Source organism: Rahnella sp. AN3-3W3 (assembly GCF_003263545.1).
GTDB lineage: Bacteria > Pseudomonadota > Gammaproteobacteria > Enterobacterales > Enterobacteriaceae > Rahnella > Rahnella variigena.
The window spans coordinates 24,988-50,545 of sequence record NZ_JYDG01000053.1; the positions used below are offsets into that span (position 1 = coordinate 24,988).

Annotated in this window: 19 protein-coding genes, 1 tRNA gene and 1 pseudogene; 8 read left to right on the forward strand and 13 right to left on the reverse strand. The window is 52.5% G+C overall.

All coding sequences use genetic code 11. The annotated features are described in order from the left end of the window. Nucleotides 1–9: 9 nt before the first annotated feature. The 4 genes from UC15_RS15230 to UC15_RS15245 form a co-directional block, all read right to left on the reverse strand. A complete protein-coding gene (locus tag UC15_RS15230) occupies nucleotides 10–1,449 on the reverse strand; it encodes a hypothetical protein (RefSeq protein ID WP_112289225.1) in 1,440 nt (479 codons plus the stop codon). Continuing rightward, on the reverse strand, nucleotides 1,446–3,239 hold the full coding sequence (locus UC15_RS15235; protein WP_232829904.1) for a hypothetical protein: 1,794 nt from the start codon (nucleotides 3,237–3,239) through the stop codon (nucleotides 1,446–1,448). The genes UC15_RS15230 and UC15_RS15235 overlap by 4 nt, the downstream gene beginning before the upstream one ends. Next, on the reverse strand, nucleotides 3,199–4,671 hold the full coding sequence (locus UC15_RS15240) for a Hint domain-containing protein (protein WP_232829909.1): 1,473 nt from the start codon (nucleotides 4,669–4,671) through the stop codon (nucleotides 3,199–3,201). The genes UC15_RS15235 and UC15_RS15240 overlap by 41 nt, the downstream gene beginning before the upstream one ends. A 1,001-nt stretch (nucleotides 4,672–5,672) precedes the next feature. Beyond that, nucleotides 5,673–6,170, reverse strand: a complete 498-nt coding sequence (locus tag UC15_RS15245; RefSeq protein WP_112289227.1) for a hypothetical protein — start codon at nucleotides 6,168–6,170, stop codon at nucleotides 5,673–5,675. A 195-nt stretch (nucleotides 6,171–6,365) separates the two neighbouring features. Here UC15_RS15245 and UC15_RS15250 point away from each other — a divergent pair, with 195 nt between their 5' ends. Next, nucleotides 6,366–7,709: a hypothetical protein gene (locus UC15_RS15250; RefSeq protein ID WP_112289228.1), complete on the forward strand. Its 1,344-nt coding sequence runs from the start codon at nucleotides 6,366–6,368 to the stop codon at nucleotides 7,707–7,709. A 144-nt stretch (nucleotides 7,710–7,853) separates the two neighbouring features. Continuing rightward, nucleotides 7,854–8,921 (forward strand): HNH endonuclease, encoded by a 1,068-nt coding sequence (locus tag UC15_RS15255; protein WP_112289229.1) that lies wholly within the window; start codon nucleotides 7,854–7,856, stop codon nucleotides 8,919–8,921. Between the two features lie 78 nt (nucleotides 8,922–8,999). Here the strand turns inward: UC15_RS15255 and UC15_RS15260 are convergent. Further along, nucleotides 9,000–9,075: transfer RNA gene (locus tag UC15_RS15260), tRNA-Asn, on the reverse strand. Nucleotides 9,076–9,339: 264 nt separating this feature from the next. Here UC15_RS15260 and UC15_RS15265 point away from each other — a divergent pair. Both UC15_RS15265 and katG read left to right on the forward strand, forming a co-directional pair. After that, nucleotides 9,340–10,364: pseudogene (locus UC15_RS15265) on the forward strand (LLM class flavin-dependent oxidoreductase). Between the two features lie 263 nt (nucleotides 10,365–10,627). Beyond that, nucleotides 10,628–12,838: a catalase/peroxidase HPI gene (gene katG / locus UC15_RS15270; RefSeq protein ID WP_232829905.1), complete on the forward strand. Its 2,211-nt coding sequence runs from the start codon at nucleotides 10,628–10,630 to the stop codon at nucleotides 12,836–12,838. Nucleotides 12,839–12,916: 78 nt separating this feature from the next. Here the strand turns inward: katG and UC15_RS15275 are convergent, their stop codons facing one another. The 8 genes from UC15_RS15275 to UC15_RS15310 form a co-directional block, all read right to left on the reverse strand. Then, the gene (locus tag UC15_RS15275) at nucleotides 12,917–14,317 is read right to left on the reverse strand and encodes an FAD-binding oxidoreductase (RefSeq protein WP_112289230.1); all 1,401 of its coding nucleotides are present in this window, start codon (nucleotides 14,315–14,317) and stop codon (nucleotides 12,917–12,919) included. A gap of 26 nt (nucleotides 14,318–14,343) precedes the next feature. Then, nucleotides 14,344–15,159, reverse strand: a complete 816-nt coding sequence (locus tag UC15_RS15280; RefSeq protein WP_112289231.1) for an ABC transporter permease — start codon at nucleotides 15,157–15,159, stop codon at nucleotides 14,344–14,346. 4 nt (nucleotides 15,160–15,163) lie between these two features. Beyond that, complete coding sequence (locus tag UC15_RS15285) at nucleotides 15,164–15,991, reverse strand: ABC transporter ATP-binding protein (protein WP_112289232.1); 828 nt, start codon at nucleotides 15,989–15,991, stop codon at nucleotides 15,164–15,166. Next, the gene (locus tag UC15_RS15290; RefSeq protein WP_369964407.1) at nucleotides 15,988–16,902 is read right to left on the reverse strand and encodes an ABC transporter substrate-binding protein; all 915 of its coding nucleotides are present in this window, start codon (nucleotides 16,900–16,902) and stop codon (nucleotides 15,988–15,990) included. The genes UC15_RS15285 and UC15_RS15290 overlap by 4 nt, the downstream gene beginning before the upstream one ends. Before the next feature lie 82 nt (nucleotides 16,903–16,984). Continuing rightward, nucleotides 16,985–17,866: a creatininase family protein gene (locus tag UC15_RS15295; protein ID WP_112289234.1), complete on the reverse strand. Its 882-nt coding sequence runs from the start codon at nucleotides 17,864–17,866 to the stop codon at nucleotides 16,985–16,987. Between the two features lie 20 nt (nucleotides 17,867–17,886). Beyond that, nucleotides 17,887–18,357: a RidA family protein gene (locus UC15_RS15300; protein WP_112289235.1), complete on the reverse strand. Its 471-nt coding sequence runs from the start codon at nucleotides 18,355–18,357 to the stop codon at nucleotides 17,887–17,889. Then, entirely contained in the window at nucleotides 18,347–19,627 is a 1,281-nt protein-coding gene (locus UC15_RS15305; protein WP_112289236.1) for a cytosine deaminase, read from the reverse strand. Before UC15_RS15305 ends, UC15_RS15300 begins: the two co-directional genes overlap by 11 nt. 20 nt (nucleotides 19,628–19,647) lie before the next feature. Next, nucleotides 19,648–20,622 (reverse strand): PDR/VanB family oxidoreductase, encoded by a 975-nt coding sequence (locus tag UC15_RS15310; protein WP_112289237.1) that lies wholly within the window; start codon nucleotides 20,620–20,622, stop codon nucleotides 19,648–19,650. Between the two features lie 212 nt (nucleotides 20,623–20,834). Here UC15_RS15310 and UC15_RS15315 point away from each other — a divergent pair, with 212 nt between their 5' ends. The 4 genes from UC15_RS15315 (at nucleotide 20,835) to UC15_RS15330 (ending at nucleotide 25,480) form a co-directional block, all read left to right on the forward strand. Next, the gene (locus UC15_RS15315; RefSeq protein WP_112289238.1) at nucleotides 20,835–21,758 is read left to right on the forward strand and encodes a LysR family transcriptional regulator; all 924 of its coding nucleotides are present in this window, start codon (nucleotides 20,835–20,837) and stop codon (nucleotides 21,756–21,758) included. Nucleotides 21,759–22,019: 261 nt separating this feature from the next. Next, a complete protein-coding gene (locus UC15_RS15320; RefSeq protein ID WP_112289239.1) occupies nucleotides 22,020–23,009 on the forward strand; it encodes an ABC transporter substrate-binding protein in 990 nt (329 codons plus the stop codon). Between the two features lie 11 nt (nucleotides 23,010–23,020). Beyond that, nucleotides 23,021–24,448, forward strand: a complete 1,428-nt coding sequence (locus UC15_RS15325; RefSeq protein ID WP_112289240.1) for an amidohydrolase family protein — start codon at nucleotides 23,021–23,023, stop codon at nucleotides 24,446–24,448. A gap of 27 nt (nucleotides 24,449–24,475) precedes the next feature. Further along, the gene (locus tag UC15_RS15330) at nucleotides 24,476–25,480 is read left to right on the forward strand and encodes an isopenicillin N synthase family oxygenase (RefSeq protein ID WP_112289241.1); all 1,005 of its coding nucleotides are present in this window, start codon (nucleotides 24,476–24,478) and stop codon (nucleotides 25,478–25,480) included. Nucleotides 25,481–25,558: the final 78 nt, after the last annotated feature.

Below are 25,558 nucleotides of genomic sequence, written 5' to 3' on the forward strand. Positions count from 1 at the left end.
TTGTTTATATCACTTGTTGTATTGCAGTTTGACGGGGCTGACGGTGGCCTTCAGGCGGCCAGAGTCGTAGGTTTTGGGAAACAATGTATTTTTCAAATCGCCGATCCAGCTGTACTCAATTTCGCCGTTCAGACCGGCAAAATGCGTGTTGATCCACCAGCTGGTCTGCCACTGCGCCTGGCTGGAAAAGGCGAAGTTAAAAGATTGTCGTTTTGCCACACCGGCAGGCTGATACGTGGCCGTGCCTTTGATTGATTTGAAGTCTTTTTTCAGGGATTCGGCTTCAAACAGAACGCTGTAAAAACCCAGTTCCTGCGGCGTAAGCGCGATATCGTCCTGCCAGCGAAGCGGCGTCTCGTAATCGCTGTAGTCAGAAAATTTCACCCTGAGCGTGATTGTGCTGATGTCCGATGTGGTTTTAAGCGTGACCGGTGTGAAGTTGGGCCACGGCATCGGCGTCTGCTCATCGCCGTAATACAAATCAACCGACATGATGTTGAAGCCGGACGGGTTGAAACCGAGGCTGACGTGACATTCGCGGGTAACCACCGGTTTGTCCGGGCGGCTGGGTTCAGGCAATGGCGTCGGGGTAAAACTGATGATGTTACCGGCGGGTAACTTGCCCAGCAGCTCAGCGATATCCTGTTGTTGTGCCAGTACATATTGTTGCGGCACGCTGTTGCTGTAACTTACGTCATAGCTGATGTGGTTGGGGATCTCATCCACGGAATGGATATTACGCAGCGTATTACAGACCAGCAGGGATGCCGTACTGACCAGCGAATTTCTCACCAGCGCCTGTGTCTGTTCCGACGGAGTATTATCAAACTGCTCCGGCATGGTGATCGCCCCGGCATCAATTTGCTGATTTATCAGCAGCGCCACAGCATCCGGCTGGCGCGCACCTTCATTGAACGCCAGTGTTAAAAATGCCACCCAGTCCGTTTCCAGCCTGGCTGCCGCACGACTGCTGACACTGAACTGGCTGCGGGGCAGCAGATACACCTGGTTTTTGTCCCCTTTGATCGCATTCTCCAGTTGTGCGCTTTCCGCATGGGTCAGCGCCATACGGGATTCTTCGAACTCAACGTCATAGCTGTCCGGTTCAGGCTGGCGGATAAAGCGCAAAAACAGCGACTGACTGACATCGGCCTGTATCAGGTTTATTTCACCCGGCGACGGGATGAAATGCGCCCTGATATAGGCTTCTAACGCCGCGGTATCGACGGGCTGATTCGGCGCGATAAAAGTTGCCATTCCGCCGCCGGGGCTGGTCAGTAATTGCAGTGCGCTGATTTGCCCTGCGGGCGTGTCCTGCACAACCTGCGGGATAAAACTGCCATAGGTGTAGTCCTGCGGTTGCCGCGTCTGGTCGTGAAAGGCAAAGGCCCGTCCAAGCAGGAAGAAGTTCTGCAACATGTGTTGCGGGTTGTTCGCGTCAGTGTTCATTTTTCACCTTTATAATCAATTGTCTGATCGCCGGTCACCACAGCCGACCACGTGCCTCCTTCGCTTCTGTAGCGATATCCGCAGGCATAAATAGAGGTGACCGTCCACTTGTAGTCGAATGTGTTTTGCTGATGAGTGAAGCTCCGGGGCGTGATGTGTATCGGAATTTGTGGTTCAAATTCGAATGTTGCCGCGGTTATGCCTTCCGGCAGATTGACCGTTATCCGCGCCTGTTGTGATCCGAACTGTGGGAAACTGTAGGCTCCGATAGTGGTGGTCAGCGTCACCGGCGCGGGTAGCGGGACCACGCCGGATCCTGATAACGCGCGGGCTTCAACGTCGGCAAAGGTATTGCCGATAACCGGATAGCTGAAAACGGGCGTTTTTGCGGTTAACACGAACTCCAGCGGCCAGCCGTCAGAATGACAGGTTCCGTGAAGCGTACTTTGCAGGGCAAAGCCTTCATCGAGGCTGATAGTCAGAAACTGACACGGCAAGGCAGCGGGATCGAGCACCAGGAAAGCGTCATTGCAGGGCAGTGCATCACTCTCCTGCCTGTGCCATTTTCCTCCCTGCGAATAGTTAACGCGGATTTGGTAGAAAAAGGGGCTCGCAGCCAGCGAACTGGTAAAAAAGCTAAACGACAAACGGCTCTGATCCGGCGTCAGTATCTGGGTCTGAGTCTGTTTCTGCGGATAAATATCACCAGCCGGTAAGGTGAGCTGAATATCCACAGAGACACTGCTGTCCAGCCCGGCCGGGACGGTATAGAAAACGTCGATCGCCCGTTTGCCTTCCGGTAATGGTGGCGTGGTGGAACGGTGAATAATGGTATCCGGCGCTGTTTTTGCGATTTGTTGCGCAGCGGCGAAGGGATCGAGCAAAAAGGATAACGGACGCAGGGCAAGCATTTCGGTATCAAGGTTGAATATCACCCGCCCGCTTTGCGGCTGGGCTTGCAGGCAGATCATGGCCGTATTGTTATTCGCCGGACCCGCACAGGGTGTACCGGTTTGCTCGTATAGCCGGTCAAGGAATGCCTGACAGAAAAGACGTATCGCGGCGGGATCGTTATCCGGCACCGCGGGGCTGACAGTCAGCGGCAGCAGGCGGATATTCTGGTACAGATATTGGGTCAGCTGGTCGTAGCTGAACGCGACCTGACTGCCGTCAGCCGTGGGTTTGCCCGGCACGTCGCGGGTTAACGTCAGCATCAGCGCATGGGGATCAAATTCGACGGAATAAGGCAGGCGCGGAGACACGCCCTGAACAAAGCCGTCCACCCGCGCATTAAATCCGACCGTTTTATCCAGCAGGGTATTTTCGATCAGCTGAGTACTGTCTGAATTCAGCAAAATAATAAACTGGATGTATTGTGCCGAATACCAGGTCGCATCAAAGCTCTGTTCCCGCAGGGCACTGTGATATTCAACCGGCACGTCAAACCCCAGGCTGCCCGCGACCAGCGGCAGAATATTCACCGCCTTATCCGGGTGCTGTTGCTTAAATTCTGCCAGGCTTTCTCCGCTGGCATACTGAAGTTCAGTGGTGAAGTTGAGCCAGCCATAAATACTGTCTGCACTGCTGCTGCGGACAATATCCAGAGAGAAGGGCAACGGGTCAGCCGCCTGAATACCGAGAGATTCAGGATAAAGGTAATAAGCATCACTCTGCAGATAACTGCCGATAAACCGCTGCGTGGCGGTCGTTATCATATTTTGAAAGTCCGGATATCCCTGATACATGATGTTACTCACCCGTTGCGTTGAGATGGTTTTGATAATCTTCATGCCATTCTTCGAGGAGCTGGCTCAGGATATTCACGGGTTGCTGATGATATTTATCTTCATGCAATCTTTGCATCTGGATATCACCCACCAAAATATGATTGGCGTACAGGGTATTTTCATCTGTCTTTTCAGCAGACAGTTGCAGGTTAAAAACAGTCGCTTCATTGTTCTGTGGCTGAATGTCAGTTATTTCAGCCTCGCCCGTGAGGGTGAGCAGTTTGTCCGCTAATTTAAGTTGTCGGGCAATAATAATGCCCGCAGGCGTGATAAATGGATGGCCGGGACTGGTAATGACGTTGAGTGTATTATTATTCCGATCCCGCGCAGAGATTTTAATACAATGCTGTTCCTGACCGGTAGTGATGTTTTCTACCCTCAGCGAGCCATTATTTATTGTTTTGACGCTGTCGCCGGTTCTGATCGCTGAGATCACTTTCTCACTGCCGTCATGCATCATTATTTTGGTGTTTTCGTGCAGGCAGCCGTAAACGATTTTCATCGGCTTAATAGTCACGGTATTTAAAAATAGTTGGCCGGGAACAATGTTTTTGGGCGCGTTAGTGATAAATGCCGCGACGCTCTTGCCTGACACATTAAGAATGAGCTTGAAAACATAATAAACCATTTCGCCGGAATCAAAGTTGACCTTATTAAACTTTAACCAGTTAAGATCCCAGTTGATTTTGTTACCGGCAACGGAAGAGTTTTTAGCATCGAAGAAATCAAAGCCTGCGTAGGGCAGGATCGGGTCACCGCCTGCACGGGTGCGTATCAGATAAATACTGCTCATTCCGTTGACCGGTTTGCCGCCGCTGACATCAATATCCCCGCCGTAGGTGATGTAGCCTTTAATCGGGACGCTGACGATGCCGTCCCATGAACTGGTTTGCCGGTAATCGCAGTCAGGCTCGTCGCGCGTTAAGCAGATTTTAATTTCGTTGGGATTTTTAATCGTTCGCGGGGAGTCATTGAATATTTCTTTCGGATAACTCTGGGTAGTAATGATTTCCGCGCCGTAAAAGGTTTGATTATTAATGGTTTGCGCGAAAGTATAAATTACCGTCACCGGGGAACCGGCCACACCCGGATATACGCCGTCTGCGCTGATCACGCAGTCTGACGCGTTAACGAAGTTCTGGGTATATTTCACCGCACCGGTATTGCTGGCCTCGCCATCAAATAATCCCAGCGTTTGTGTCACATTGGTGGCAGAAACGGGGAGTGAGCCAACGGCATCGGTACGGTAGTTTTTCCCGTCCACAGTATCAACGCGCACAATGCTGTATACCGGCCTGACGGTGTCAGTGGCTGCCTGGCTCAGCAGGCCGGCACTGCGTTTAAGTCGTTTGGTTTCCTGCCAGCACTGCGTAAATTGGGGGGAGCGACCCGATGTCAAACCGGAAAGTTTTAGCTGGATATCATAAAAATTCACCAACTCAGTGTTGCCGGGTTCAATAATAAAAACCCCTTTATTTCCATACTGGTTGATAACATTTTTAATAATCCTTTTTTCATCTGCTGTATAAGTTTGTGTAGTCATATCATCGGCACCCAATAAAATTCAGACATAAGGCTGCGCAAATGGCATTGAGAAAAAATGCCATCAGGATCCATACAATGATTGAATCATTGTTAAGTTAGTTTGTTGAATAAACAGAAACCAAACTTTTTCAGCCTGATATTGGGAGCAGGGTGTCACAGTGACTGCCATAAACAACTTCGGGCAATAGTCTGCGAGACCTTAATATTTCAAAGGGGCAAAGTGGAATGATTATTATCAGCGACATGTCCTGACATGCAGGCACGCCTTTTTTAAAAAACACAGTCAAATGTTCATATGAGTATGTGTTCCATAATGAGAGCTAATTATTGTTTTCGCTGCGCGTCATTGCTGACTTAATCAACAATAGCAACAAAGCAAAGAAGATCAATCAACCCATAAAAAAATATTAAGAATTATCTGGCAGCGAAAAAAGAGGAGATGTGCAGTGTCGCAAGTGGCAAGTCAATGAAATCTCAATGGGTTATGTCGCAGGATGTCGTGTTTTATTCACCTAAGTATGTCAGCGTGATGTTTTTAATTAATTGAAATTAATGATTAAAAATATTTTTTTCGCCATTACTGAAAATGACATTTGTTATGGAGAGATCGGACGAGTGACTGACCGAATTCAGGCCGCCCGACAGGCAGGTTTGTAGCGGGGGTGACGACGATTCAGACGCTCAATGCCAGGTTTTCAGACGGAAACCGATCAATACATAAGATTGTGTAATGTTTATAAGGGCATAAAGTCCGGGCAGGAAAAATCGCTTTGCACGTGGCTTATATCTCAGCTTCTAAGAATTCAATAAATGCACTTACTTTTGAAGTAAGTGCAGAGGGTAGGAACCCAATAAACCCGGAGGTTTGGTGAGGGGACTACGCCATACCCGCTACTCCGGCTGCATTTTTCTGTTCCAACCAAAAGTGTCGGCACAGGGGGCTAACCATTGACGGATTTTGGAATTGGATGACAATGCCTCGGGTTCGAGCAAGCGCGCTCCGAAATTGGCATGCCGGAGGAAGCGCATATCCAGGCATTGCTCAAGTTGCCCAACCAGCAGGGGAAAATCCATCAGGCTGTATAGCCGGGGCCATTTGATCAATTTTTGATAGCGCAGTTGTGCCGACTCGATGCGCAAGTCATCATTCGGGCGCCACTGAATGTTGAACAGATTGTCATGACGCGACAGGTCGACCAACCAGTTCCCGTTAGATGGGATGCGCAACTCCAGTTTCAGGCTTTCAGGCCGCAACTTGTTGCGCTTGTAAAACCAGTGCTCAGGCGGTTCGTTGGTCAGGTCGACGGAACACCCGCTATATGACACCTCCGCGACACCGAACCTTGCAAACCATTCGGCGACTTCGGGGTGGGTAGAGTGGTCGAACATATTTTGCATGCTCCTTAAAAAGCGTCATATAGCCCAACAGATTATCGCTCATAGTAGCTCAATAACATCCTTTTGGGCTGGTATGTGGCAGAAGCGGACGTAGCTAAGGAAATAGATTAAGGATTATGGCATCATTAATCAGCAGAATATGCTAATTAACCACTCTATAACTAATAGGAAATTTTCGGAGTAAATATGGAATTTGAGATTAGTCATGAATTCTTACGCGGAATAAAATTTAACCTTATAGACCGTGATAAAACCATGCATTTTCATGGTAAGTGCCCTCACTGTACAACTACGATTGAGTATCACGAAGTTCACACATCTTCAACTACACTTCCAGGAAGGAGCATCATTATTCCTGATATAGAAGAGGATGGCGTGATGATTGGGACCTGTGATAAATGTGCTGGAATATTTAAAGTTAATATCGTGAATCCAGACTACTCTGGACCTAGTAGAGGTTGGGAGAAAAAAGATTTTTATATAAACTCTGACAATGATGAGGCCAAACAGTTCAAATACAAAGATCTACCACTGCTAACAGACTTCATTGATAAAAACACTGTATTAACAGAGATGAATACGGATTACGATTTTTACAACTACCCTCTTTACATATGTGATGACTGTGAAGAGAATCTGGAAATAATTTCATTTGAGCTTCTTAAGAGTAAATGGGAAATAATAGCGAAAAAACACTGGGAATTCACAAACTGGTCTCTCTCTCAATCTAGAGGACCTGCGCCAAATAATATTGTGATTAAGTTTCCTTTTGAATGTAAATGCGGAAAAAAACATGATGCGAATTTTGTAAGTCGATATCAAGAAAATAACACATTTGAGGCGCAAGTATTCTCAATTGTGAATATATTTGGTTCAAGAGATCTATCAGATGTTATTTTTGGCGTTTATACGAAAACTACCATAATGACATGGCTTTATAAATTGATCGCTAGGTGGAATTTCCTTTATGCAAAAATCTACATAATATCTCCTTTTGTTGGTCATCAGTTCCTTAAAAGCCAAGGAAAAGTAGATTCTTGGCTTAATGTGCTAAACCGTTTAAACCCAGAAAACACCTCCATGTTAGTAAGGAGTGGTCAATCTAAAGTGTTTAAAGAGTCCTTTTCAAAAACAAATGAAATAAGCTATGAGCAGATGGACAGTTTTAACTTGGGTTCCGAGTTGATTGGCGAATTAAAAAATAAAAATGATTTTCATGCCAAGATATACTGCGCTATTAGCAATGGAAGATGTGAAATAATGAATGGTTCAAGTAACCTAGTTGAAGGGAAATCATATGAAGTAATTAATTTTGATGTGATAGACTCTTACACAAAAACATTTGAAAAGTTTTTAAAACCTCTAGGCATTGATAATATATCTAATGATTTGGCAAGTTTGAGATCAAATGAATATTCCCTGATCTTTGATGAAAATAATTCATTCAATGCATTTACCTATCATCTTTATCCCGAGGATTACATCAACTTTTCAATTTTTAACATCAATCCCAATTCATCGCGACGATGAAAAAAGTACTAGTTAAGCGTGTGAGTCGCATGTCCGATTCTCGCTCATAGCGGACCTTTTCTTACTAGAAGTCCGCTTCATGACAGAAGCGGACTAATATTAAATCACCAAAACAACAATGTTGTTTGTTGACGGAGAGTACTTTTGAAATTGAGCAAAGATGGCTATCCACAGGGGCAGTTGGTACGGGCTGTATGGGACTGTTGTGACGATCTCTATGAGAAACTAGATAGAGCCCCTTCCCGACAGGAATTTAATGATGAAATTGGCAAACGCGAACCTCACCGTATTGGTATTAGTACACATTCCCGCCAATGGGGAGAGTGGATGCGTCATCATCATTTCTCAACATATGTTGCCGATGTATCGTTCATCATTCCTGAAGAAATGCACTATCCACAATATCTCCGCGTCTGGTATGCAGTAATGCAACTCGGTGCATCCTCTGCTAAAAACATTGTTAAGTGGATCCGTAACAGCAATGCTCCTCTGAAAGAGACCGAGATTCGTATTCAACTGGATGCATTAACTGTTAATAGCAATTCTCGGCATCGGTATCTTGGTAGCCGTAAAAGCTCTCGTAGTGACTTAGGTAACCCATACGACTTGTTATTTCGTACAGGAAACCTACGAAATACACTATATGAACTATATGTTCAGGAGCTGCACGGTACATGGGACATTGGCGAAGATGGCAGAACGCCAATTCAGACTACTGTTCCAAGGCCATGTGATCGGCTTGTGGTTGAAGCAAGAGATGAATTATTCACTGAATTCCCTGAGAATGAAGGCGACTTCCGATTAAAGGCTTTGCGCGAGGTTATTGTCAGGGAAGGACAACCCATATTTAGACGAAAGCTCATTGAAGCTTATGATGGCAAATGTGCGGTAACCGGGTGTTCGATCCAGGTGTTGCTTGAGGCTGCCCATATTACCCCCTATGCTGGAGCCTGGCATACCCGAGCTCAGCATGGTCTGTTACTGAAAACAGATATTCATACTCTATTTGATCGTGGTTTGCTCTGGATTGATACCGAAATGAAAATAAGGCTGGCAGAACAGTTAGCGGGGACAGAATATGCAGCATTGGATGGTCGATACCTACGGTTACCAAAAGATAAAAAAAACTGGCCGTTAACAACCCATTTGATAAACCATCGGCGATATTGGATTGAAAATAATAATGACGATGAGAATGCCGAACTCCAGTAACGTCGGCTCCTACCTCATCGCAGACACCCCCAAACACAAAAAGCCCGCCTAAGTTTCCTTAGGCGGGCTTCTCTAATTTGGCTCCTCTGACTGGACTCGAACCAGTGACATACGGATTAACAGTCCGCCGTTCTACCGACTGAACTACAGAGGAATCGTGTGAACGGGGCGCATGATAACGGGGGATGAAGTCGGGAGCAACGGTTTTTTTACTTCTGCGTTTCAATGGGAGAGATTTTGTTCAGGTTATTAAAAAATAAGCAGAAATGACCCATGTCCTTCAAATAAACTGAACCGCTTTGTTAAACAACTGATATTTATTCTCATCCTGAGGCGCGTAAAGTAAACGTATCATTGCGCCAGTCCTCAAACGAGCGGGCTGGCACATCGCTTTGCGCACTTTGAGGATGCATTTACGATGAAAAATATTGGATTTTTATCATTTGGTCACTGGACACCGTCGCCTCAGTCAGGCACCCGCTCGGCGGCGGATGCTTTGCTGCAATCTATCGATCTGGCTGTCGCAGCCGAAGAACTGGGCGCGGACGGCGCGTATTTCCGCGTGCATCATTTTGCCCGTCAGCTCGCGTCACCGTTCCCGCTGCTGGCGGCGGTCGGCGCGAAGACCAGCAAGATTGAGATCGGCACCGGCGTTATTGATATGCGTTACGAAAATCCGCTGTATATGGCGGAAAGCGCCAGCGCGGCAGATCTGATCTCCGGCGGGCGTTTACAACTGGGTATCAGCCGGGGTTCGCCGGAACAGGTGATCGACGGCTGGCGCTATTTTGGCTATCAGCCAGCAGAAGGGGAGACGGAAGCGGATATGGCGCGGCGTCACACCGAAGTGTTGCTGGATGCGCTGCGTGGCGAAGGTTTTGCGAAACCGAATCCGCAACCGATGTTTCCAAATCCACCGGGAATGTTGCGTCTGGAACCACATTCTGAAGGCTTGCGTGATCGTATCTGGTGGGGCGCGGGTTCGAACGCCACTGCCGTATGGGCGGCGAAACTGGGGATGAATCTGCAAAGCTCGACGCTGAAAGATGACGAAACCGGCGAGCCGTTCCACATTCAGCAGGCGAAACAAATTCGCGCCTATCGCGAAGCCTGGGCCGAAGCGGGACACACACGTACGCCACGGGTATCGGTCAGTCGCAGCATTTTTGCCCTGATGGATGACCGCGACCGTGCTTATTTCGGCGGCAGCAGTAATGACGGCGATAAAGTCGTTTCCTCGACGAGAAAACCCGGGCAATTTTCGGACGCAGCTACGCGGCTTCTCCTGAGTTTTTGATCGAACAGCTCAAAAAGGATGAGGCAATTGCCGAAGCCGATACATTATTGCTCACCGTGCCGAATCAGCTCGGCGTGGATTACAACGTGCATGTGATTGAATCGATTCTCAAACACGTTGCGCCTGCGATGGGCTGGCGTGAGTAACCGCTGAAGAAAGTTTTAAGAAAACAAAAGCCTGCCTTTGGAAACTCAGGCGGGCTTTTTTCATTTTGCGACACTCGCAAAGAAGCCCCGGCGATTAAGTGGCTATTCTATAATCAGAGCAAAAAGCATTTTGATGATTAAACACGCAAAAATCGCACATAAGTCCTAAGGCAAAGTCTATCAAATACATAGGGTGATTCAGATGTGAGTTGTTTAAATCCGCGTATAGAGTAGCAATGAGACTACATAACAGGAGTGTGAGCATGAGCAGTTCTATTGATGAAGAAGCAAACGACGCAAAGCCAATTGTTGAAGCAGACAGAGAAGCCAGTGCCGGTAAATGTCCTTTCCATGAAGGAAACACCAATAAAGCCTCTGGCGGCGGGACCAATAATCGTGACTGGTGGCCTAACCAGCTCAGGGTTGACCTGCTGAACCAGCACTCAAATCGCTCAAACCCGTTGGGCGAAACTTTCGATTACCGCAAAGAATTCGCCAAACTGGATTACTCCGCATTAAAAGCCGACCTCAAAGGGGTGCTCACTGCTTCGCAGCCCTGGTGGCCGGCGGACTGGGGCAGTTATATCGGTCTGTTCATTCGTCTTGCATGGCACAGCGCCGGAACTTATCGCTCCGTTGACGGGCGCGGCGGTTCAGGTCGCGGCCAGCAACGTTTCGCACCACTCAACTCCTGGCCGGATAACGTAAGTCTGGATAAAGCACGCCGACTGTTGTGGCCGGTGAAACAAAAATACGGTCAGAAAATTTCCTGGGCCGATTTGTACATTCTGGCGGGTAACGTGGCGCTGGAAAACTCCGGTTTCCGCACCTTCGGTTTTGGTGCCGGGCGTGAAGACGTCTGGGAACCGGATCAGGACATTAACTGGGGCGACGAAACCACCTGGCTGGAACATCGTCATCCTGAGGAACTGGCGAAATCACCGCTGGGCGCTACGGAAATGGGGCTGATTTACGTCAACCCGGAAGGCCCGAACCACAGTGGTGATCCGGCTTCCGCTGCGCCGGCCATTCGTGCCACGTTCGGCAATATGGGCATGAACGATGAAGAGATCGTCGCGCTGATTGCCGGTGGTCACACACTCGGTAAAACGCACGGCGCAGGCCCTGCCGATCAGGTGGGTGTTGACCCTGAAACCGCACCGATTGAATCACAAGGTCTGGGCTGGAAAAGCAACCACGGCAGCGGCGTCGGCGCGGATGCCATCACCTCTGGTCTGGAAGTCATCTGGTCGCAGACTCCGACGCAGTGGAGCAATTACTTCTTCGAGAACCTGTTCAAATACGAGTGGGTGCAGACCCGCAGTCCGGCCGGTGCGATTCAGTTCGAAGCCGCCGATGCGCCGGATATTATTCCTGATCCGTTCGATACGTCGAAAAAACGCAAACCGACCATGCTGGTGACTGACCTGACGCTGCGTTTTGACCCGGAGTTCGAGAAGATTTCCCGCCGTTTCCACGGCGATCCGCAGGCCTTTAACGAAGCCTTTGCCCGCGCATGGTACAAACTGACCCACCGCGATATGGGACCAAAAGCCCGTTATATCGGACCGGAAGTGCCGAAAGAAGATCTCATCTGGCAGGATCCGTTGCCGGTTCCGGTGTATCACCCGACAGGTGCGGATATCGCGCAACTGAAAGAGAAAATTGCCGCGTCGGATCTGAGCATCAGTGAGCTGGTGTCAGTGGCGTGGGCGTCGGCGTCGACCTTCCGTGGCGGCGACAAACGCGGAGGCGCGAACGGTGCGCGTCTGGCGCTGCGTCCGCAAAGAGACTGGGACGTGAACGCCGTTGCAGCCCGCGTGCTGCCGGCTCTGGAATCTATCCAGCAGTCCGTGCAGAAAATGTCTCTGGCGGATGTGATCGTGCTGGCCGGTGTGGTCGGTGTTGAAAAGGCGGCGAAAGCGGCTGGCGTTGATATCGAAGTGCCATTCACGCCGGGTCGTGTGGATGCGCGTCAGGATCAGACGGATGTTGAGTCGTTCGAATTACTGAAACCGAAAGCGGACGGTTTCCGGAACTACCGCGGTGAATCAGCCAATACCTCGACAGAAAATCTGCTGATCGACAAGGCGCAGCAACTGACCCTGACCGTGCCGGAATTAACGGTGCTTGTGGGCGGATTACGTGCGCTGGGGGCTAACTATGACGGCAGCAATCTGGGCGTGTTCTCGGAAAACACCGGTGAACTGAACACCGATTTCTTCGCGAATCTGCTGGATATGCGTAGCGAATGGAAACCGACGGATAGCACCGGCGAACGTTTCGAAGGCCGTGATCGTGTCAGCGGAGAAGTCAGATTCGCCGCCACGCGTGCCGATCTGGTGTTTGGCTCGAATGCCATATTACGTGCCAACGCTGAGGTTTACGCCAGCAGTGACGCCAAAGAGAAGTTCGTGAAAGACTTTGTCGCGGCGTGGACCAAAGTGATGAATCTGGACAGATTCGAGCTTTGATCTGAACTTTGATCTGAAATAATCGTTTGAAAGCAAAAAGCCCGCTTAATCTTGTTAAGCGGGTTTTTTTTCATTCATTCATTCATTCAATAAAAGAGGATCGTTATCTAATTTCAGGGTGTCGCGGACATCCCAGCCGCGGAGCTTGCCGGGGTTAAGTAATCCACTGGGATCAAGGCAGTTTTTAACCGAAACGACGTCAGGTTTAATTTCGCCCTGTTTGCCATCTTCAATTTGATAAACATGCGGGTTATTTATTTTTACGTCATAATCACGGAACGTCATCATTATTTCGTTCAATCTTTCTTCGGTGGAATAACGTACTAATTGTAAACCACTGGCGGTTATATTTCCGTCATTGTCGCGCAGGAACTCAATATGCGAAATAACTTCATCGCCAAATAAATTCGCCATGTCGATAATCTGCTGGCGATAATTCGAATAATTAAACGCCGTCTGCAAATAGGTCAGGGTGCTGTCAATTTTCAGCGCATGAAGTGTGGTGTGGTTCCAGCAATATTCCATCAGCGACGCATTGGCCTCGCGCGCTTCTCCGGCGGACTGGCGCACGGCGCTGTGGCCGCGGTACTTTTCCAGCAGATGGGCACAAAACCCTTCGCTTTCCTGTGCAATCACGCTGATCACTGCGTGCTGGCTGGCCCGATAATGTCCGTTCAGATGGCTGAAGTATGACGGGATCGGCGCGGCGAACAGCGCCAGCTGGCGTTTGACCAGCCCCGGTGAACGGGCAAAGGCGTTGGCGTAATCCAGTGCATCGGTAAAATCATCGAAAACGTCCAGCCGTTCAATCCACTCATGAACCGGTGCCAGCGCCAGTTCCACCTCGAGCACAATGCCGTTGCTGCCGTAGACATGATGCAGCAGCAGTGCCTGCGGGGCAGGAACGTGCAAAATGCGCGGTTCGGCTTCCATGGTCATGACTTTAACGCTGAGCACATTGCCCGGTGCGCCGAGCGGGCCGTAGTTGATTGAGCCGATACCGCCAAAACCGCCGCCGTACAAGCCGCCGAGGCTGGCGAGCCGGTAAGTGGAGGGCATACAGCGCAGCTCCCAGCCTGCCGGACGGGTCAGGGTTTCAATCTCTGCCAGCCGGGTCCCCGCCTGGGCGCGCACCACGCCGTCAGCCAGTTCGCAAACCTGATTAAAGCCGGTCATATCCACCAGAATGCCGCCTTCCAGCGGCACCAGCTGGCCGTAGTTGCCGGTCGCGCCACCGCGCAAAATCAGCGGTAACTGGTGCTGAACGCAGGCTTTCACCAGCAAAATCAGCTCTTCTTCGCTGCGCGGCCTGACCACCGCATCGGCCTGTTTATCTTCCAGCTGCTGTTTGAGAACGGGACTGAACCAGTGAAAATCGCGCGAAAGGCGTTTGACCTTTGTCGCCTGCAAAGTCCAGTCGAGATCGGGAAGCGCCTGCTGAATCAGGGCAAGCGCCTGCTGACGTTGTTCACTGTTCATATTCTTCCTGCCTGAATTAAATGAGGTTAATGAGATTGCACGGCTTCGCTTTCATGCCAGGCGCTGAGGACGCGTTTCGAAATCCACGACATCACGCCAAACAGGGCGATACCGGTGAGTGAAATGAGCAGCAGCGCAGCAAACATCAGCGGAATGTCGAGCTGATATCCCGCCTGCAATATCTGATAGGCCAGACCGGTGTTATTGCCGCCGGTGCCCGCCACGAATTCAGCCACCACGGCACCGATCAGCGACAAGCCGCTTGAAATGCGCAGCGCGCCGAAAAAATACGGCAGGGCAGAAGGAATGCGTAAGCGGAAGAGGATCTGCAGACGGCTGGCGTGGTTCAGCTGGAAATAGCTCAGCAGGCCCGGTGATACGCTGCGCAGTCCCTGCGTGGTATTTGAAATAATCGGGAACACCGCCATCAGTGTCGAACACACCACCAGCGACAGCGTGGTGTCCTTAACCCAAATGATGATCAGCGGCGCGATGGCCACGATCGGCGTCACCTGCAAAAACACGATGTACGGGAACAGTGCGGTTTCCACAAAGCGGTTCTGCACCAGCACGAAAGCCACTAACGAACCGATGACGATCGAGAGCAAAAACGAGATCAGGGTGATTTTCAGCGTAAACAGCAGCGACATCATCAGCGAACCCAGATTGGTCCACAGACTTTGCAGCATTACCACCGGTGACGGCACCAGAAACTGAGGGATTTTGAAATAGCTCACCCACCCCTGCCACAGCAAAATCACCACCACGGCGACCACCGCCGGATACAGCACTTTGCGAAACGTGGGGTTGTTGATCCACGGAGAAGCTTTTTGAGTTTGCATACCGTTACTCCATACCCGATTGGCTGGCTTGCAGCAGGCTGTCTTGTAACTGCTTCGCATAGCGTGAAAACGCCGGACTGACGCGGAAATCTTCGCTGCGCGGGAAGGATTCGGTAATGGCGATATCTTCCACCACGCGCCCCGGACGGGCGGCCATCATGATCACCCGCTGCGACAGAAATACTGCTTCGTGGATCGAGTGGGTGACGAACACCACCGTCAGCCCCTGTTCCCGCCACAGGCGCAGCAGATCGCTGTCGAGCTTGTTGCGGGTGATTTCATCCAGCGCGCCGAAAGGTTCATCCATCAGCAGCAGTTTCGGACGCGTCACCAGCCCGCGGGCAATCGACACACGCATCTGCATACCGCCCGACAATTCGCGTGGCAGGACGCTGGCAAATTTACCCAGACCGACCAGCTCCAGCGCCTCACTGACGCGGGTGTTGGCTTCGGCGCGGGGAACACCGGCGAGATCCAGCGGCAGGCGCACGTTATTTTGCACATTGCTCCACGGCATCAGCGTGGCTTCCTGAAACACGAACGACAGCGGCACCTGTGTTTTTTCCCGGCTGTCGCGCCGCCACAGCACCAGCTTGCCGTCGCTGGGTTCTGTCAGCCCGGCGACCATTTTCAGCAGTGTACTTTTGCCACATCCTGACGGGCCGAGCAGGGTGACGAATTCGCCCTGATTGATGGTCAGATTGACCGGCAAAAGAGCGCGCGTGCCATTGCTGTAAATTTTTTCCGCCGACAGCACTTCGATAGCGGGAACCGGCGGAGGATTGGCTGAGCGGACATCGCTCATCACGGTCAGTTTGGGGGCTGAATTCATGGCATTACCTTCGCGTCTTTGATCATGTCGAGGGTATAAGTCTGCTCAAACGGCACTTTATCCGCGTCGATCAGTTTGTTTTTCACCAGCATGTCCCAGGTCTTTTTCAGACGTGGTTCCGTGATGATGCCGATACCGCTGGTTTGCGCGTCGCCGCCGGTCACCAGCTCATACTTCTTCATCTGCGCGATACCGAAGGCAATCTGGTCGGCTCCCATACGCGGGTTGGCCTGGGTGATTAGCTGGTTGCCCGCGGTCGGATCCTGCAAATATTCTTTCCAGCCCTGCATCGAGGCTTTCACGAAAGCCGCCACCGCTGCCGGGCGTTTTTTAACGGTATCCGCCATGCAGATAATCGAGTTGCCGTACGGCGGATAACCCCAGTCGCTGAGCATGTAGACGTAGAACGGTTTGCCGCCTTTTTCGATCGAGAAAGGCTCGGAGGTGACATAACCCTGTTGCACCAGATTATTGTCCGCCAGGAAGGGCTGCACGCTGAAGGTGTAAGGGCGGATTTTGGCGCTCCCCAGCCCCAGTTCACTCTTCGCCCACGGCCAGAAAGAGGTATAAGCCTCCGTCGCCAGCAGGAAGGTTTTGTCTTTCAGCGCCTGACCTTTCTCCACTTTGTCATGGCTGATAAACACCGTCGGCGAATGCTGGAACACTGTCGCCACGGTCACCGCATGTACGCCTGCCTGCCAGGTTTCCAGCGCCTGACCGTTGTCTCCGAGCGTACAGTCAGCCTGTCCGGCGGCCATCAGTTGCATCACGTTAACCTGCGGGCCGCCCATTTTGATGCTGACATCCAGACCGGCGGTTTTGTACAACCCTTTGGCCTGCGCCTCGTAAAAACCACCATGCTCCGCCTGCGCGTACCAGTTGGTCAGAAAGGTAAATTTCTCTTCCGCCATGCCGGAGGTGGAAACCCCGGCCAGCAGCACGGCCAGCAGGCTGTAAGTGAAGGGATGCTGTGTTTTCATCGTGAGAATTCCTTTATTCAGAGGCCAGAGAAGACGAAGGAGGAGTGAAGCTGGTTTGCACAAAGCCGTTCCAGTGGTGTTTTCCCCAGGTGGGCTCGCTGCGGGCTTTCCATTGCATGTGATGGATTTCGGTGATCGCCTGCGCCCAGCTCGCCGCCAGCGAATCAAGGATTGCATGACCCTGTTCAGCGGTCGCGCCGGTCGGGTCGCCGATCACGCCACTCGGGCCAAAATCATAGGAAGCCCAGGCGGCGGCAGGACGGCCTGATGACAGCGTCGGGCACGGGAACTCCGGCGGATAATTGGCGACCGCGTGTTCGATGTGGACACATTCCGGTGCCAGCGCCAGCATCACCGCTGTTTCGCTGTGACCGGCGTGCATCGCCATTTTTTGCTCCAGCGGACTCAGGAACTGGTTTTCGACATTCGGCACGCGGAACACGTCGTGCGGGATCATGATCATGTCGCCGTGACGCAGGCGCATTTCCCGCGAGGCCATTTGCAGCACCTGCGGTTGTCCGCCATGACCGTTAATCATCAGCAGCTTGCGGAATCCGGCGCGGTACAGCGATTCGGCAATTTCTAAAATCGTCTGCAACAGCGTGTCGCCGGTTAAGGTCAGCGTACCGGGGAAATTCAGGTGTTCGTCAGATTTGCCGTAGGTAATCGGAGGAATGGCGTAAGCCGGAATAGCTTCCGGCAGCCGCGCCAGCGCGTGACCCGCCACACCGGAGGAAATCACGCTGTCAACCGAACACGGCAGATGCGGCCCGTGCTGCTCAATCGCGCCGGTCGGCAGAACGATCACCGTATTGGCTTTATCAGGCAGGGCAGCGATGGCCGTCCAGCTCAGAAAAGGGAGAAAACGATTTGCAGGAATATAACCGTTAATCATGCTGTGCCTCGGGTCTGACGTTATTGGGTTGAGCGGGATTGCGGTAACCAGGCGGTGGCTTCGACTTCAATCAGCACCCCGGCATCTGGCAGCATTTCACTGACCTGCACCACGGTGGAAACCGGCGGTTGTCCGGGATAAAAAAGTTTTCTGACCCGGCTGTAATACGGGAAGTGATCGAGATTGCGAAAATACTGCACCAGCTTGATCACATCGCTCATTTGCCCGCCCGCGTCTTCGATGGTGTGGCGGATGCTTTCCAGCACATACCAGCTCTGAGCGAGGATCGGCCCCTGTTTGGCATCGGTGGAGAATTCGCCAGTTTCGCCCAGCAGCAGCCGCGCTTCGGCGGGGATATCCTGAAAACCACGCACGATAGTTGCCGTCTGCGGGTTGACGGGAATGATGCCGGAGAGAAAAACGAAATCACCGGCGCGACGCCATGCGGCATATCGGGCGAGCGGTTTGCCCGCTCCTGCCTCAAGACTCATGCGATAACTCCTGATTCCAGTTGCGTTGGTGGGTCAGCCTGCCATGGCGGATAACCAGGCGGGCTGCGCTGTGTAAAGGCCAGGTCAGGCTGTCGCTGCCCGGAAAGAGAACCAGACTGGCATCGCTGCCGGGGGAAAGCGGCAGTCCGCCCTGATCATCACCGGTCAGGGCGGCGACATCGCATATAAGCCGTGACTGCTGATCAAAAATGTCATTCAGCTGAAGCGCGAACAGGGCGCAGCTCAGCGTATCCAGCGGGTCATAACTGCCCGCCGGACAAAAAGCGTCCTGCACGTTATCGCAACCGAGCAGCAGCGGAACGCCCGCCGTCTGCGCTTCTTTCAGCAGGGTGATGCCGCGCTGGCGCGGCGTGCGGCCGGTGACGGCATCCTGTAACAACAGGTTGGTCATCGGTAGCGCAATCAGGGTGACGCGTTGTTCCGCCAGCAAACTCAAAATCTCCTGCGCCTGTTGTTCACTGCCCGAAGCCAGCGCACAGCCGTGGCTGCAACAGATGTGGCCGCTGAAATCAGTTTGTGACAGGTAATCAGCCAGCCAGCTCAGGCCGTGTGCCACCGGTGAAAGCTCTTCGTCGATATGCAAATCCAGATTCAGTTTCCAGCGTGAGGCGCTTTGCATCAGATTGCGCATCGCCGCCGGATCCCAGTTTGAGGAGTGAATAAATCCGCCCAGCAGACAATGCTTTCCGCTTTCTGCGACTGCGCGGGCAATACGGTCAGCTGTGCTGGCGTCGGCGAAAAGGCTCAGCGGCGCCAGCGCGACCCGTTCCAGCGTGACGCCGGAGTACGCCATCTTGCCCAGTTCAAGCCAGGCCAGCGGCGGAGCCACGTCGAACCAGTCTATGTGGGTGCGTAAACGGGTCACACCATTCGCCGCTGCCCACGCCAGACCCTTGCGGGCACGCTGACGCAAATCATCCGCCGTCCAGTGCTGACGATCCTGATGCAGGGTTTCAATCGCCGCCAGCAGACCGGGTGTCGACGGGCTGCTGCGGGCAATGGTGAAGGTTTTATCGAGATGGGCGTGGGGTTCAATCAACCCCGGCAGCGCCAGTGTGCCCCGGGCGTTCCACAAATCATTTTGATCTGGCTGATAAGGCGTCACGCTGGCAATTTTGCCTGCGTCAAAACGCAGATCTGCCGTAACCGGTTCGCCAGCGTGTAAAGGCCATCCGGCGGGAAGCAACCACGCGGGCAAACGAGCGTTGGCTATGCCGTTCAGCGGTGTGGTGGGATCGGGTAGGTTCATTGTGTCGCTCCGTGTTGACATTACAGGTCGAGAACCAGAACGGGACTTTTGGATCGAGAACAGCACAGCGTTATTTGCGTGTTTTCGGCTTTCTCTTCTTCTGTCAGCACGCAGTCGCGGTGATCGGGAATACCGTCGATCACATCAGTGATACAGGAACCGCAAATACCCTGTTCGCAAGACAGCATAATATCGACTCTGGCGCTTAATAAGACTTCAGCAATGCTCTGTTTCGGGCCGACTAAATAACGTTGCCCGGTGGAGTTAAGCTGGATATGAAATGCCTGATTTTCTGCATCCTTACCAATATTCGCATTACTGAACCGCTCGAAAGATAATTGATTTTCCTGCCAGTGATGGGTGCGCATAATGTCTTCAAGGCGCTGAATAAATCCGTCCGGCCCGCAGGCCAGTACCCGCGTATTCTCATCCGGCTGACATAAACTCAGCGGCGTGTTATGGCGCAGGGAATCGTTTGCGCTGCTGTCATGTATAAAGACATTTTTCGCTAAGGCGGGCGCAGTTAAGCGCGGCAGAAACGCGATGTGTTCACTGTCTGAAACAGAGTAATGCAGTTCAAATTCAATCTGTTGCTTCGCAACGTGTTCCGCCATTGCCAGCAGCGGCGTGATGCCGATACCACCGGCAAAGAAGAGATATTTACCGGCGTCGGGCAAAGGGAAATGATTGCGCGGCGCCGAAATGGTCAGGCTGTCGCCGGGGCGGAAATGATGATGAATAAAGTGCGAGCCGCCGGTGGAGTCTTCCGCGAGTTTCACGCAGATTTCGTAATACTCCCCATTGCCGTTTTCACCACAAAGAGAATATTGCCGCGGACCGAGTTCCGGAATAAAAACGTCAATGTGTGCGCCGGGAAAATAAGGCGGTAATAGATTGTCGTCCTGCGCAATAATCTGCACGGAAATATTACCCGTACCATTTAACTTCACGGTTTTGATTGTGACAGGAATTATTCCGGCATCTTTCATCGTCATTTACCGTATTTTCTCTGATGAATCATTCATAAAAGGGGCTTCGATCTGTTCACCGCATAACCCGCTGTCTTACGCAAATGACTGCGCAGAGCCGGGCAGATAAGCGGTGAAACGATTGTTCCCGTTGCATTGAAAGCTACGTTATTGTTATAAAACTGTTGCGTCCAGCGCTTTGATTCGCACATCCCGTTGCATAAAAGAGAGCACTCCCTATGTTCGCATTCTCCCGATTTCTGCTGTACTTCACCGAGGTTGCCCGTCAGGGATCGTTTCGTAAGGCGTCCGAAACCCTGCATGTTGCCGCATCGTCAATTGACCGGCAGATATTGCGGGTTGAAAAGGAACTGGCGATGCCGCTGTTTGAACGTCATCCCACAGGTTTACGGCTGACGGCGGCGGGGGAGTTGTTGCTGCATGCTGCCAATAACTGGAAAAAGGATTTTTCGCGTGTTCTGGAACAGCTCGACGATCTGCGCGGGTTGCGGCGCGGGCACGTACGGATTGCCACCATTGATGCCATCAACCGGCAATTTTTCTCGTCGATGCTCAAAAAAGTGCACGTCGATTATCCGAATATTTCGTTCACGCTGACCACCATGAATAACGTGGATATTCAGCAGGCGCTGATGTCCGGCGATGCAGACTTCGGACTGATGCTGAATCCGCAAAGTTCCCGTGAGTTGCAGGTGCGTGCTTTCGCCGAAATTGAGCTGGGCATTGTGGTGCCGAAAGGGCATCCGCTGGGCGACAGAAGCGGCGTGCGTTTCAATCAGTGCATGGAATATCCGTTTATCCTGCCCGCCGCACCGCTGATGCTGGCCGAACCGGTGCAGGCGCTGATGAATATCAACGGTGACAGGGTTCGCGAAGTCGCGGTGTCCAATAACATCCACATGATCCGTTCGCTCATTAAAGAGAAAATGGGCATCGGCATTCTGTGCTGGCTCGATATCATGGATGAAGTGGAAAGCGACGAGTTGCAGTTTATTCCGCTGACCGATCCGCAATTAAAAACCTTCACGCTGTCCCTGTGCGTTGCCCCTTCACGGCAGCTTTCTCTTGCCGCTTCGATGATGCTCAAACAACTGGAGATGTTATTCAGCCAGATCCAAACGGCGGGGCGTGAACGGCACTGATTGCACGCTTTTGGTGCTTCACGCTCTGTGATGAATCAAAGGTTGCAGGGCGTGAGACGTAATTATCCCGTCAAGCCGCAGGGAAAGCGCATCTGCGAAGTTGGCATCGTTTTTGTATAGTTAAAAGTGAGTAGAAGCGGTCAGTGCAGGTAACTGCGCGGGACATTGCTCAGCAACCATTTCGCGGTTCATTTTGAGCCGGTCAGGGGGGCTGAGCCGCGTTTGCTTATCCTCCCTCCGGCGATGATTAGGAGAGGAGCAATGAAGTCAATTTCCCGCATTCCCCTGTCTTGCTGCGTGCTGAGCACGCTGATTACTGGTGCTTACTCACTGTCGGCGCAGGCCGATGAGAAAATCGCGCTGCTGACTTCCTGGTACGCGCAGGCTGAACAGGGCGGCTATTATCAGGCGCTGGCGACGGGCATTTACAAACGTTACGGGCTGGATGTCAGCATTCAGTCCGGTGGCCCGCAGATTAACGGCATGCAGTTGCTGTTATCCAAACGCGCTGACGTGATTATCGGTTATGACCTCCAGTTGCTCGAATCGGTGCAGCGCGGTTTTCAGGCCAAAGCCATCGCGGCTCCCTTCCAGTTCGACCCGCAGGGGTTACTGACCCACGCTTCCGTGACGTCGCTCGACGGCCTGAAAGATAAAACTATTCTCGTTTCCAGCTCCGGGCAATCGACCTGGTGGCCGTGGCTTAAAGCACGCTATCAGCTCAGCGATTCTCAGGTTCGCCCGTACACCTTCAATATTCAGCCCTTTGTCGCGGACGAGAACGTAGCGCAGCAGGCGTACGTCAGCTCTGAAGTGTTTCAGGCGCAAAAGGCAGGTGTGAAATCCAATTTCTTCCTGTTCTCGGAGCACGGCTATCCGCCTTATGGCGGCATTCTGATCACCCGTCCTGACCTTATCAGCAGCCGCAAAGAGGCAATGGCGAAATTTGTGCAGGCATCGATGGAAGGCTGGGTGAGTTATCTGCAAAACCCGGCGGCCGGTAACGCGCTGATCAAAAAGGATAACCCGAAAATGACTGACGACCTGCTGGCCTGGGGCGTTCAGCAAATCAAAGAGCATCACCTGATTGACGGCGGCGATGCGGTGACGCAGGGCTGGGGCATCATGACCGAAACGCGCTGGCAGAAAACCCGTGATTTCATGGTCAACGCCAAACTGCTAAATGCGGATACCGACTGGAAGCAGGCGTATACCACCGAATTTGTTGAGCACATGCAGGTTAAACCCTGAGGAGCGTTGCGATGTCCTCTGACTCTTTACTGATTAAAAATGCTCACGCCATCCTGACCGGCCTGCCGGGCGACGGGGCGCGTCACGCCGGACCGGATATTCGTGTGCGTGATGGCGTGATTGAGGCGATGGGCTCCCTGACGGCATTGCCGGACGAACGGCTGGTTGATGCCCGCGACTGCGTGGTGTATCCGGCGTGGGTCAACACTCACCATCATCTGTTTCAGTCATTACTGAAAGGCGAACCTCAGGGGCTGAACAAAAGCCTGACCGCGTGGTTAAGCGCCACGCCTTACCGCTTTCGCGCCACGTTCGATGAATCCACATTCCGTCTCGCGGTACGTATCGGCCTGACAGAGTTGCTGCGTTCCGGTTGCGCGACGGTGGCGGATCATAATTACCTTTACTGGCCGGATATGCCGTTCGATACCTCGGAAATTCTGTTCAGCGAAGGGGAAATGCTGGGAATGCGCATTGTCTTATGCCGTGGTGGCGCAACGCAGGGGCGGGCGATTGAGAAGGATTTACCGCAGGCGCTGAGACCGGAAAATTTCGATGATTACATGGCGGACATGGAACGGCTGGTGGGGCGTTATCACGATCCGAGACCGACGTCGCTGCGCCGCGTGGTCATGGCACCGACTACCTTGCTGCATTCTGCGCCCGGCGCGCAGTTGCGCGAAATGGCCAGACTGGCGCGCAGTTTAGGGATCCGCCTGCACAGCCATCTGTCGGAAACGGTGGATTATCTCGATGCGGCACGCGCTAAGTTCGACATGACGCCGGTGCAGTTTTGCGCGGAACACGACTGGCTGGGGGACGACGTCTGGTTTGCGCATCTGGTTAAGTTACTGCCGCAGGAGATCGCCATGCTGGGACAAACCCGCACCGGCATTGCGCACTGTCCGCAAAGCAACGGACGTCTGGGCAGCGGCATCGCCGACCTGCTGGCGCTGGAACAGGCGGGCGTGCCGGTTTCGCTGGGCGTTGATGGTGCGGCATCCAACGAAGCCGCCGACATGCAAAGTGAAGCGCATGCCGCGTGGCTTTTACAGCGCGCGCGTAAAGGCATGATGGCGACACCGCGCTATGACGGCGGCACTTTTGAGGGCGGCGGCGATGCGGCATCCATCGAAGATGTGGTGCGCTGGGGCAGCGCGGGCGGGGCGCAGATCCTCGGTCTGCAACAGAGCGGCACCGTGCAGGTCGGTATGCTGGCGGATATCGCCATTTACCGGCTCGACGATCCGCGTTATTTCGGCCTGCACGACATGGCAATCGGCCCGGTGGCCTGTGGCGGTCGCGCTTCACTGAAGGCGCTGATGATCAATGGCCGCGTGATCGTCGAAAACGATGTTATCCCCGGTCTGGATCTGGACGCCATGCGCCATGACGCGATGGCTGCCGTCCGTACCCTGCAACAACGTGCTGCGCGCTAACCTAATTGATAAAGAAGGATAAGAATAATGACGCAATCAACTCAAACACAGTCTGCTCAAACAGCAGGTTATGCATTACAGGAACTGGAAAAAGAAGCCGGAATGGGGGCGATGGGTGAAGAGACGTTTGCCCGTGAAGTGCGTTGTATAGACCTGTCAGATTTCGAAAACCGTAAAAGTGAGATCGCGGATGAACTGTGGAATGCAGCCGTCGAAATCGGCTTCTTTCAGGTGAGCAATCACGGCATCGCACTGAGCGATATCCGTCAGGCATTCAGCATGACAGAAGATTTCTTCTCGCTGCCCGACGCGGTAAAAGCGCAGTATCCGCTGGCGCGTAACGCTGGCTGGGAGAATAAATCACAGGTGCGGCCGTCAACCAAAACGCCGGATCAGAAAGAGTCCTATCAGATCACCCGCCCGCTGATGGACAAACTGTGGCCAGGCGAACAGGAACTGCCGGCGTTCAAAGACACGATGCTGAGTTTTGAATCGCAATGCTGGCAACTGGGCATGAAATTGCTTTCCTGTTTCGCGCTAAAACTGGGCTTCCCGGAGCACTTTTTCGAGCAGGCGCACAATCCGGAGGAGCAAACCTACCAGAGTACGCTGCGTATGCTGCACTACTATGCCACCGAACAGTCGGAGCAGGGCATGTGGCGCGCCGGTGCGCATACGGATTTCGACTGCCTGACGCTGCTTTTCCAGCGTCCCGGTCAGGGCGGATTGCAGGTTTGTCCGGGCAAAGACAGCGAAAGCCAGCAATGGACCAGCATCGAGCCGCGCGAAGAGGTGATCACCTGCAACATCGGCGACATGCTGATGCGCTGGAGCGACGACCAGTTGCCATCAAACTTCCATCGCGTCAGAAGCCCGCTGCCCGGTGAATATCAGGGCGCGCGCTACAGCCTGGCATTTTTCTGTCAGGCCAATAAAGACGTCGAAATTCTGGGGCCGCAGGCGAAGTATCCGGCCATCAGTGCCGAAGATTATCTGCAACAGCGCATTCAGGCGAACTTCGCTAAGGGATAAGCAGAGCCGGTAAGCCTAAGCCCGCTGAAGTTTTCTGAGGCGGGCTTTTTATCGGGCACAATTCGACGACTAAGAACC